Origin of the sequence: Bacillus sp. AR4-2 (genome assembly GCF_008274865.1) — a bacterium.
In the GTDB taxonomy this organism is placed as follows: Bacteria; Bacillota; Bacilli; order Bacillales; family Bacillaceae_G; genus Bacillus_A; species Bacillus_A cereus.
In genome coordinates this window covers 4,322,919-4,334,260 of the sequence record NZ_CP031062.1, presented here as the reverse complement: position 1 = coordinate 4,334,260, position 11,342 = coordinate 4,322,919, and the positions used below count along the sequence as shown (strand labels likewise).

Below are 11,342 nucleotides of genomic sequence, written 5' to 3'. Positions count from 1 at the left end.
AATTGCAACCTGAACTTTATAAAGTATTTCACGACTAGAAAAGATGTTGTTCATAGTTCAATTCCCACTTCATATATAAGTAAAATGAATGCGACATTTATATAGGGAAGGGGTTTTTATACAATGGGGGAAATTCCAAGTCATACAAAGTGGACATTGCGTGACAAGTATATAGTAATCACTGGTGCAACAAGTGGTATTGGATTAGCGGCAGCTAAGGTGTTTGCAAAAAGCGGTGCTAAGCTAGGAATCATTGCACGTAATGAAGCAAAAGCGAATGATGTTATGACTCAACTTGAAAATATAACGGATGGGAATGCAGTGGTAGATATATTTTTCGCTGATATGTCTTCCCAACAATCTATACGCCAGGTAGCTACCAATATTTTAGAAAGATGTCCGAGAATTGATATATTAGTAAATAATGCGGGTGCTTTATTTCAAACAAGACAAATTACAGAGGACGGTTTGGAGATGACCTGGGCGGTAAACCATTTAGGTCCATTCTTACTTACAGATTTGTTGTTGGAGCGTTTAAAAGAAAGTGCTCCTGCTCGCGTCATTACCACTGCATCTCACGGTCATAAAATGGCTAAAAAGGGAATTGATTTCGATGATCTAGATGCAGAACAACTGTATCGCGGTATTAAGAAGTTCATGGGCGGTCCTACAATGCGTTATGCACAAACAAAACTAGCTAACATTTTATTCACCTCTGAATTGGCACAGCGGTTGGAGGGAACGGGTGTTAGTGCTTATAGCTTTGACCCGGGGCTAGTGAATACAAATTTTAACCAGGATAATGGTCTAGCTGCTCGCTTAACTATGGCAGCGATGAAACCTTTCTCCCGTACGCCGGAGAAAGGTGCTGAAACTTTAGTATGGCTAGCAGAATCAACTGGATTTACTAATCAGAGTGGTTATTACTATGCCGATAAACAAGTAGGGGAAATGTCTGAAGCTGCCTTGGATAAGGATGCAGCAAAGCGTCTATGGGACATAAGCGAAAACCAAACACGAGAGTAAAAGAGTAGCGAGTATATGTTCAGATTATTATGTTGAATAGTTTTTTACCCTTAAGTAAAAAGTAACCTTGGGGGTGAGTGCAATGAGTAAAAAAGTGAAAAAAGACCATTCAAGATCAATCCTAGGTTCTCCAGAAGTGGAAGGACAAGGGACAACAACACATGAAACGGGTTCTCATAAAGTATCTTCATCAAATAAGAAGCAGAAACGAAGCTAATATAAAAAAGGGAGAGTCTTGGCGGCTCTCCTTTTTTATAGGGGAATTACTAAAAATGAGTTAATTTAGCGATATAGTTAGAAGAGGAAAATAGTAAATGCAATTACATTGAATCGAGAACACATGAAACAAAAAACAGGAGTTTGTAAGCCCCTGTTTTTGTCGATACTATTTCAATAAGCGAAACGCTTTCTCTGTATTAGCAAAATGCAGTTTTACAAACTCAGGTAATCTTTCTTTACCTACTTTTTGAATTAATTTAGCAGCGGCGATATCAACTTGTTTACCAGCACCTTTTGGAAGTGGCATACCAGCTTTTTTACTTAGTTCGTCAAATTGTTTTACGAATGAGTAGCGAGCTAAAATAGAAGCAGCGGCTACTGCTAAATGGACGCTTTCACCTTTCGTAGCGAAATAAACATTTTCACGCTGTACCTGTTTTTGTTTTGCTAAATATTTATAGTATGTATCAGGTTGTGTGAATTGATCGATTAAGACGCCTTCAGGTTTTGTAGGTGCCATTTTAGCTAATAAGTTTGTAATAGCTTTATTGTGTAGTAAAGCTTTTAACTTACCTTGGTTGTTTCCTTTATCAAATAGCTCGTTATACTTTTCATTATGAAGGACAAGGGAGCTGTAAGGAACAACGTGTAGAAGTTGTTTCGCAATGGCAGTAATTTGATCGTCATTTAAGTTTTTAGAGTCTTTTACACCAAGTTCTTTTAGTAGTGGAATTTGCTTTGCATCCACATATACAGCAACGACTGTCATCGGTCCAAAGAAATCTCCCGTACCAACTTCATCAGACCCTACAATAGACATTGTACCGATGGAAGCAGGAGGCGCATAACGATGGGAATCGACAGATTTTGTTACAGCTGTTTTCGGTGTTTGAGAGACAGTTTGCCAACGAGAAGCTTCTGCTTCAGCGCGGCCTCCTTGGAACATTACTTTTCCAGATTTATACGCTGTAATCGTGCAAGATGGTACCTTTGCCATGAAGATTCCGCCTTGCGGAGTTTTTGAGCTAAGCGAATGTTTATATTGTTGTTTCATGTCTTCAATTACTGTAGAATTTGTTTGAATTACGATAGAATTTGACATAATGGTCGCCCCTTTTTTTATATTGTTATTTTTATCATATCGGATTGTTCTTTCTGTTTCCATATTATGAAGGTTCATGGTATGATAAACTTTAGGATTCTGTACGTGATTGGAGGCCGGTGAGTTGTCACAACAAAAGGGAAAGAAAAGTCGAATTAATGTAGAAATCTATGGTCAGCAATATTCAGTTGTTGGCGATGAAAGTACAAGTCATATCCGCATGGTAGCAGCGATTGTGGATGATAAAATGCGCGAACTCAATGCCAAGAATCCTTCGCTTGACACGAGTAGACTAGCGGTATTGACGGCGGTAAACGTCATACACGATTACATAAAATTAAAAGAAGAACATGAGAAATTGAAAGAAAGTATGACAAAAAAAGGAATGGAATAACATGATTGATATTATTATCATTTTACTGCTTGTTATGGGATTTTTCCTCGGCTTACGCAGAGGGTTTATTCTGCAACTTGTAAAGTTAACAAGCTTTATTATCGCATACCTTGTTGCATACTGGTACTGTAAAGATTTAGCGCCAGCACTTGCGAAATTTATTCCGTATCCATTTGATAAAAACGTATCTGTTCCAGAATGGATTGATGCAAATAATATTGAGACAGTATTTTATCAAGCGCTTGCGTTTATCATATTGTTTATTATCACTAAAATTGCACTTTCATTACTTGGTAATTTGTTAAATATGTTTGCAGAAATACCGGTTTTAAAGCAAGTAAATGCGTTTGCGGGGGCAATCCTCGGATTTTTAGAAGTATATATTATTTTGTTTGTCTTAATTATCATTGGGAACATTCTTCCGATTGAACAATTACAAACACCATTACAACAATCATCAATTAGCAAAATAATTGTAGACGATACACCGATTCTCTCTGAAAAGGTGAAGGAACTATGGCAGACAGGTAGCAGAGTATAACTTCTCTTTTTTCGGAAAGAGAAGTTTTTTTCTATGAAAGAAAGGCGGGACAATGATGAAAGTAAATAAAAAACAAGTGATCAAATTATTAGAGACAATCGGGCTTTTTATGGAATTAAAGGGCGCGAATCCATTTAAAATATCTGCATTTCGTAAAGCGGCAGCAGCGTTAGAAAGTGATGATCGTAGTCTTTCTGAAATTGAAGATTTCACAAAGATTCCAGGCATCGGAAAAGGAACAGCAGCCGTTATTCAAGAATATATAGAATCGGGAACATCTGAAGTATTACAAGAACTTGAAAAAGAAGTACCAAGTAGCTTATTGCCGTTATTAAAACTACCAGGACTTGGTGGTAAGAAGGTAGCTAAGTTATATAAAGAACTTGGTGTTGTTGATATGGAATCGCTAAAAGCTGTTTGTGAGGAAAATAAAGTACAAGCTTTAGCAGGTTTCGGTAAGAAGACAGAAGAGAAAATATTAGAAGCAATCGATCAAGTAGGCTCTCGTCCAGAGCGTTTACCAATTGCGATGGTATTGCCTATTGCCGGGGAAATAGAGGAGAAATTGTCGAATATTGCTGAAGTAATTCGTTTCTCTCGCGCTGGTAGTTTGCGCCGTGTTCGTGAAACAGTGAAAGATTTAGATTTTATCATTGCAACGACAGAACCAGCAGCGGTACGTGAGCATTTACTACAATTTGATAATATGATTGAAGTAATAGCAAGTGGAGATACGAAAGTTTCTGTCCGTCTTCAATATGAATATGATATTTCAATTGATTTCCGTTTAGTAAAACCAGAAGAGTTTATTACAACTCTTCACCATTTCACAGGATCAAAAGACCATAATGTAAAAATGCGTCAAATCGCAAAAGATAAAGGCGAGAAAATTAGTGAGTACGGTGTAGAGAACTTGGAAACAGGTGAAGTGAAAACATTTGAGACTGAAGAAGACTTCTTTGCTCATTTCGGTTTGCCATTTATTCCGCCAGAAGTGCGTGAAGATGGAAAAGAAATTGAATTAATTAAAGAGTATCCGAACTTAATTCAGTTTTCCGATATACAAGGTGATTTACATATGCATACAACTTGGAGTGACGGTGCTTTTTCTATTGAAGAAATGGTACAAGCGTGCCGTGCTCGTGGATATAAGTTTATGGCGATTACTGATCACTCGCAATACTTAAAAGTGGCGAACGGTTTAACGAAAGAGCGTCTTCGTGAGCAAGCGAAAGAAATTGAACGTATGAATGAAAAGTATCCAGACATTACAATTTTACGCGGAATTGAAATGGACATTTTACCAGATGCCTCGCTTGATTTTGATGATGAAGTATTAGCAGAATTAGATTATGTCATTGGAGCGATTCACTCTAGCTTCTCACAAGACCGTGAAACGATTATGAAGCGTCTACGTACTGCACTTGAGAATAAACATGTCACAATGATTGCCCATCCTACAGGACGTCTTCTCGGGCGTCGTGAGGGTTATGATGTAGATACAGATTTATTAATTGAACTAGCAAAAGAGACAAATACAGTTTTAGAATTAAATGCGAATCCGAACCGTCTAGATTTAAGCGCGAAATTATTAAAACAAGCACAAGATGCTGGTGTGAAAGTAGCGATTAATACGGATGCTCATACGCTTGAAATGTTAGAAGATATGGAAACAGGTGTAGCAGCAGCACGTAAAGGTTGGATTCAAAAAGATAACGTGATTAACACGTGGGATATTGAACGTTTATTAGACTATATTAAACGTAATAAGTAATACAAGGGGGACCTGCAACATGTTAGAAAGAACGTTGCGTGTATTAGAATACAATAAAGTAAAAGAACAATTACTTGAACATACAGCATCTTCACTTGGTCGTGACAAAGTGAAGCATTTAGTGCCGAGCACTGATTTTGAAGAAATTGTAGAAATGCAAGATACAACGGATGAAGCAGCGAAAGTTATTCGTTTAAAAGGTAGTGCACCATTAGGTGGTATTACGGATATTCGCTCAAATGTGAAGCGTGCAAAAATTGGGAGTATGTTAAGTCCAAATGAATTACTTGATATTGCGAATACGATGTATGGTAGTCGTAATATGAAACGTTTCATTGAAGATATGGCTGATAACGGTGTCGAGCTTCCGATTTTAGAAACTCACGTCGCTCAAATTGTATCTTTATATGATTTAGAAAAGAAAATTACAAATTGCATCGGTGACGGCGGTGAAGTAGTCGATAGCGCAAGTGATAAACTGCGTGGTATTCGTACTCAAATTCGTACTGCGGAAAGCCGTATTCGTGAAAAGCTAGAAAATATGACGCGTTCTTCAAACGCGCAAAAGATGCTGTCTGACTCGATTGTAACGATTCGTAACGAACGTTACGTAATCCCAGTAAAACAAGAATACCGCGGCGTATATGGTGGTATTGTTCACGATCAATCGGCTTCTGGACAAACGTTATTTATTGAGCCACAAGTCATTGTAGAATTAAATAATGCACTGCAAGAAGCACGTGTGAAAGAAAAACAAGAAATCGAACGCATCTTATTAATGTTAACAGAAGAAGTGGCAGTAGAAGCGGATATCGTTTTATCAAACGTAGAAGTAGTTGCAAATCTTGATTTTATCTTTGCGAAAGCTTTTTATGCGAAGCGAATTAAAGCAACGAAACCAATCGTAAATAACGAGCGTTATATGGATTTAAGACAAGCTCGACATCCGCTAATCGATCCAGAAATAATCGTGCCAAATAACATTATGTTAGGGAAAGATTTCACGACAATTGTTATTACAGGACCGAATACAGGTGGTAAAACAGTTACGCTGAAAACAGTTGGTATTTGTGTGTTAATGGCGCAATCTGGCCTTCACATTCCAGTAATGGATGAGTCAGAGATTTGTGTATTCAAAAATATCTTTGCTGATATCGGTGATGAGCAATCGATTGAACAAAGTTTAAGTACGTTCTCCTCACATATGGTGAACATCGTTGATATTTTAGAAAAAGCTGATTTTGAAAGTTTAGTTTTATTCGATGAATTAGGTGCTGGAACAGACCCGCAAGAAGGGGCTGCACTTGCCATTTCAATTTTAGATGAAGTATGTAATCGCGGTGCTCGCGTTGTTGCAACGACGCATTATCCAGAATTAAAAGCATACGGATATAACCGTGAACAAGTTATTAATGCGAGTGTTGAGTTTGATGTGAACACGTTAAGCCCAACGTATAAATTATTAATCGGTGTACCAGGACGTAGTAATGCCTTTGAAATTTCGAAACGTCTTGGATTATCTGATCGCGTCATTGACCAAGCACGTAACCACATTAGTACAGATACGAATAAAATTGAAAATATGATTGCGAAGTTAGAAGAAAGCCAGAAGAACGCAGAGCGTGACTGGAACGAAGCAGAAGCGCTTCGCAAACAATCTGAGAAACTTCATCGTGAGTTGCAACGTCAAATTATTGAATTTAACGAAGATCGCGACGAACGATTATTAAAAGCGCAAAAAGAAGGGGAAGAAAAAGTCGAAGCTGCAAAGAAAGAAGCAGAAGGCATTATTCAAGAACTTCGTCAATTGCGTAAAGCACAGCTTGCAAATGTGAAAGACCACGAGCTAATTGAAGCGAAGAGTCGTCTAGAAGGCGCAGCGCCAGAGCTTGTTAAGAAACAAAAAGTAAATGTGAAAAACACTGCACCGAAACAACAGTTACGTGCAGGTGATGAAGTGAAAGTATTAACGTTCGGTCAAAAAGGTCAACTACTTGAAAAAGTAAGCGATACAGAGTGGAGCGTACAAATCGGTATTCTGAAGATGAAAGTGAAAGAATCTAATATGGAATACATTAACACACCGAAGCAAACAGAGAAAAAAGCAGTTGCAACGGTAAAAGGTAGAGACTATCATGTTTCATTAGAACTTGACCTTCGTGGTGAACGATTTGAAAATGCAATGGCGCGCGTTGAGAAATACTTAGACGATGCCCAGCTTGCAAGCTATCCTCGCGTATCAATCATTCACGGTAAAGGGACAGGAGCACTTCGCCAAGGTGTACAAGATTACTTGAAGAAGCATCGCGGTGTAAAAACCTTCCGTTACGGTGACATGGGCGAGGGAGGCCTAGGCGTAACAGTTGTCGAATTAAAATAGAAAACAACGAAACAAAGGGGAAACCATTATATGTTTATGGAAAAACTTGCAAAAGTATTGTTAGCTTGTTGTGGAATATTTTTGGTGATTGGGGTTATTTATTTAGTTGTTTTTGCGAAGTGAAAAAGCGTCAATCGTGGCAGAATGATATTGCCATAGATTGACGCTTTTAATATATGTGAAAAGGAACAAAACATGAAAATCAACCAATACATAAGCGAAGCAAAATCCTGCTCAAGACGTGAAACAGACCGCCTTATTAAAGCTGGACGCGTGGCTATTAACGGCGAAATATGTACGCACGGTGCACTCGTGAGCGATGGTGATGTAGTAACGATTGATGGACAGGTTATTGCAAAAGAAGAGAAAGAAAAGGTGTATATCGCCTTTCATAAGCCAGTTGGCATTACTTGTACAGCAGCTGATCATATTGAAGATAATATTATTGACTATATCAATTATCCAGAGAGAATCTTTCCAGTTGGACGATTAGATAAAGCATCAGAAGGACTTATTTTATTAACGAATGACGGCGGGATTGCGAATCAAATTTTACACGGAGATCATGAGCACGAGAAAGAATATGTTGTCACAGTCGATAAACCTTTTACAGATTGGTTTATTGATGAGATGTCCAGCGGTGTAAAGATTAAAGATGGGATGACGAAGCCATGTAAAGTGACGAGGGTTGATCAGTCTACATTTCGCATCGTTTTAACGCAAGGAATGAACAGACAGATTCGTAGAATGAGCCGCGCTTTCGGGTTTACTGTAACAAAGCTAAAGCGAGAACGCATTATGAATATAAAGCTAAATGATCTTCAAGTAGGAAAGTGGCGAGACATTACAGGTGAAGAATTAGAATTATTAATAGGACAGTTATAGGGAGGAAAAATTTTCTCCCTATATTTTTTTGTCAGAAAAAATAAAACTATTGATTTTTTAAAAAATAGCCCATATAATAAAAAACAACAAGTTTCGACAAGATATTTTATAAAAGTAATGATGAGGACATGAGTTGTTTTTTACGATTCTCAGAGAGGGAGGCCTTAGGCTGTGAGCTTCCTAATACGGAAAGACAAACTTACCACCTCTAAACTTCAAGAGTGAACTGCATGATGCATTGTAATTCTTGGCGGATAAAACCGTTATCAATTTACACGAGCTATAAAATGAGCTTATTTCGTTATAAATTCATTTTATTAGAATAAGGGTGGAACCACGATTTCAACACTCGTCCCTTTGTTAGGGACGGGTGTTTTTTGCGTTCTTTTACGGGGAAGTATGCTTGAAAGAGGATATGTGACGGATTTTAATTCAGAATATTTTGTTAATTTATAATTATTATGTAGGAGGTTAGTAGAAATGAAATCATCTTTAAAGTTTTCTGAGATGTTTGCAATAAGTTTAATGTTATTTGCACTATTTTTCGGTGCAGGTAATATGATTTTTCCACCAGCGTTAGGGCAAGGTGCTGGAACGGACGTATGGATCGCGCTGTTTGGTTTTATCGTAACAGGCGTTGGACTACCTTTATTAGGAGTAATTGTTATAGCTTTAAAGGGAGATATTAATGAACTAGCAGGACGTGTACATCCTATATTCGCACTTGTTTTTATCACTGCAATTTATTTATGTTTAGGCGTATTCGTAAGTGTGCCGCGTACAGGAACAGTAGCTTATGAGATGAGTGTTGCACCGTTTTTACCAAGTGAGATAGCTGGTCAGTCATATCCACTTGTTATCTTTACATTTATTTTCTTTGCAGTCACTTTCTATTTAGCTTTAAATCCTTCGAAATTAGTGGGTCGTATTGGTAAGGTGCTAACTCCAATATTATTAGCTGTTATTGCAATTATCGTAGGTAAAGCACTTATTACACCAATTGGAGAATTTGGTGCACCGACAGAAGCGTATAGTGCTCCTCTCTTTAAAGGATTTATTGATGGATATTTAACTTTAGATGGACTTGCAGCACTGGTATTCGGAAATGTTGTAATTCATGCGTTAAAAGAAAAAGGAATTACAAATAAAAACAGTATTGCAAAAGTAACAATCTTTGCAGGATTTATTGCAGCGCTTGGTCTACTACTTGTGTATTTAGCACTTGCTTATCTTGGAGCTTCTAGTGTGTCACTTGGAATGGGCGCAAACGGAGGAATTATTTTAACGAATGTCGTGAATCATTTATTTGGTAGCTACGGAACTTTATTACTAGGGATCGCAATTACAGCAGCATGTTTAACAACTTCTGTAGGTATTGTTGCAGCTTGTGGTGATTACTTCTCTTCTTTATTACCAAAGCTTTCTTATCAAAAAGTCGTTTTCATTTTCTGTGTATTAGCATTTATGGTAGCAAACCTTGGGTTAACTCAGTTAAATGCATTAGCATTACCAATCTTAATCGCAATTTATCCAATTGGAATCGTACTTATCGTATTATCACTTGTTGAAAACTACGTTCGTCTTCCATTAGCGATGTATGTGGGTGGGATTGTAGGAGCATTTGCAATAAGTTTCTTTGATGGGTTACACAATGCAAATCTTCAAATTGCAGCGCTAGCACCTATTTTAGATAAGATTCCATTATATAGTGTAGGAATTGGTTGGTTAGTTCCAGGCATATTCGGTATAGGATTTGGTTATATAGTTTCTAAGTTTCAAAAGCAGGAAATTGCTGTAGAAAAATAGAGAAAAGAGGCTTTCTATAATAGAAAGTCTCTTTTTTTGTAAAAAAAGCCGCATATAGAGAAATTTAGATATTAAAAATTTTATACGTAATATAGTTGACAAAAAATTTATGAGTAGGCTAAGATTGAATTAGTTGTGGAAATATTGGAAGGGAAGTGAGGGAAACGGGGTTTCTATAACTATAGTGTTGTTATGGGAAGAGGTGAAAGAAGAGGAGAAGAGAAAGTTTATTTTTTTTGACTTACATTGAGAATGATAATCAATAAATACGTTTTATAATTTTTTCTCAGTTTCTATGCCTTCGTATAAGGAATAGGGTGAGATATTATTTTTAATATTCAATGAGAATGATAATCAATAATGCTTATGTTACATAAAAGAATGCTAATTAAATAATAGGTAGAAGAGATTATTTTTTTCTTATTAATTGAGAATAATTATCATTTTCGGAAAAAGTGAAATGAAAGATAACCAAGGAGGAAACAAGAAAAATGAAAAAGGTTTCTGTATTACCCGCTTTTATTATAACGTTCGTATGTATGCTAGCTTTTCTTGTAATGCCATACGGCAATGCTTCAGCAAAACTAGCTGATGGTACTTACGATATTAATTACGTAATTCAAAAAGCGGAAAATGATTCAGCTTCAATGGCAAATGACTATTTTGAAAAGCCAGCAAAATTAATAGTGAAAAACGGTGAGATGAGAGTACAAGTTCCGATGAATCATAGTGCTTGGATTACAGAATTTAAAGCAACAGAGAACGGAAATTTTGTTGATGCGAAAGTTGTTAGTAAAGATGAATCGGCAGATAAAAGAACAGTAGAGTTTAAAGTAGATGATTTATCCAAACCGGCAGCTGTAAAAATTCATGTTGTTGTACCAAATGCAAACTATGACCACCACTACACAATTCGTTTTGCATTTGATGCAAATGTAAAAGCTGTAGGTGGCGATAATGGCGTAGCTGCTACAACAAAAAATAATGATCAAGCGAAAACAGATACACAAGTAAAAGAAGAGAAAACAAAAGTAGAGAGTAAGGAAACAGCTAAAGAAGTGAATAAAGAAACAAAAAATGAAAATGGAAAAGCTGAAAAAACAGATAACCCAAAAACAGGCGATGAAGCACGTATTGGATTGTTTGCAGCGTTAATTCTTATTTCAGGTGCTTTCTTAATTCGTAAAGTGAAATTGAGTAAATAAATCTTTTGAA

At 36.9% G+C, this 11,342-nt stretch carries 10 protein-coding genes and 1 other annotated feature; of the genes, 9 read left to right on the top strand and 1 reads right to left on the bottom strand.

Translation table 11 applies throughout. The features are described from left to right. The first annotated feature begins 123 nt into the window (after positions 1 to 123). Together DN399_RS22375 and DN399_RS22370 are read left to right on the top strand one after the other, a co-directional pair. Positions 124 to 1,026, top strand: a complete 903-nt coding sequence (locus tag DN399_RS22375; RefSeq protein WP_000503915.1) for an SDR family oxidoreductase — start codon at positions 124 to 126, stop codon at positions 1,024 to 1,026. Between the two features lie 82 nt (positions 1,027 to 1,108). Continuing rightward, complete coding sequence (locus DN399_RS22370) at positions 1,109 to 1,243, top strand: YuzL family protein (RefSeq protein ID WP_000039591.1); 135 nt, start codon at positions 1,109 to 1,111, stop codon at positions 1,241 to 1,243. 168 nt (positions 1,244 to 1,411) lie between these two features. Here DN399_RS22370 and rnhC read toward each other — a convergent pair whose 3' ends face one another. Continuing rightward, positions 1,412 to 2,347 (bottom strand): ribonuclease HIII, encoded by a 936-nt coding sequence (gene rnhC / locus DN399_RS22365; protein ID WP_000071601.1) that lies wholly within the window; start codon positions 2,345 to 2,347, stop codon positions 1,412 to 1,414. A 124-nt stretch (positions 2,348 to 2,471) separates the two neighbouring features. Here rnhC and zapA point away from each other — a divergent pair, with 124 nt between their 5' ends. From zapA to isdC, 7 genes are all read left to right on the top strand, one after another. Next, positions 2,472 to 2,741: a cell division protein ZapA gene (zapA, locus tag DN399_RS22360; RefSeq protein WP_000082701.1), complete on the top strand. Its 270-nt coding sequence runs from the start codon at positions 2,472 to 2,474 to the stop codon at positions 2,739 to 2,741. A gap of 1 nt (position 2,742) precedes the next feature. Continuing rightward, a complete protein-coding gene (locus DN399_RS22355; RefSeq protein ID WP_000565408.1) occupies positions 2,743 to 3,282 on the top strand; it encodes a CvpA family protein in 540 nt (179 codons plus the stop codon). Between the two features lie 55 nt (positions 3,283 to 3,337). Further along, positions 3,338 to 5,056: a DNA polymerase/3'-5' exonuclease PolX gene (gene polX / locus DN399_RS22350; RefSeq protein ID WP_000867532.1), complete on the top strand. Its 1,719-nt coding sequence runs from the start codon at positions 3,338 to 3,340 to the stop codon at positions 5,054 to 5,056. Positions 5,057 to 5,075: 19 nt separating this feature from the next. Continuing rightward, complete coding sequence (locus DN399_RS22345; RefSeq protein ID WP_000893713.1) at positions 5,076 to 7,436, top strand: endonuclease MutS2; 2,361 nt, start codon at positions 5,076 to 5,078, stop codon at positions 7,434 to 7,436. Between the two features lie 195 nt (positions 7,437 to 7,631). Continuing rightward, positions 7,632 to 8,321: a 23S rRNA pseudouridine(2604) synthase RluF gene (locus DN399_RS22340; RefSeq protein WP_046393017.1), complete on the top strand. Its 690-nt coding sequence runs from the start codon at positions 7,632 to 7,634 to the stop codon at positions 8,319 to 8,321. Positions 8,322 to 8,429: 108 nt separating this feature from the next. Beyond that, positions 8,430 to 8,681: a binding site (T-box leader), on the top strand. A gap of 120 nt (positions 8,682 to 8,801) precedes the next feature. Then, on the top strand, positions 8,802 to 10,127 hold the full coding sequence (brnQ6, locus tag DN399_RS22335) for a branched-chain amino acid transport system II carrier protein BrnQ6 (protein WP_000842639.1): 1,326 nt from the start codon (positions 8,802 to 8,804) through the stop codon (positions 10,125 to 10,127). Positions 10,128 to 10,618: 491 nt separating this feature from the next. Beyond that, complete coding sequence (gene isdC / locus DN399_RS22330) at positions 10,619 to 11,332, top strand: heme uptake protein IsdC (RefSeq protein ID WP_086411781.1); 714 nt, start codon at positions 10,619 to 10,621, stop codon at positions 11,330 to 11,332. Positions 11,333 to 11,342 lie beyond the last annotated feature (10 nt).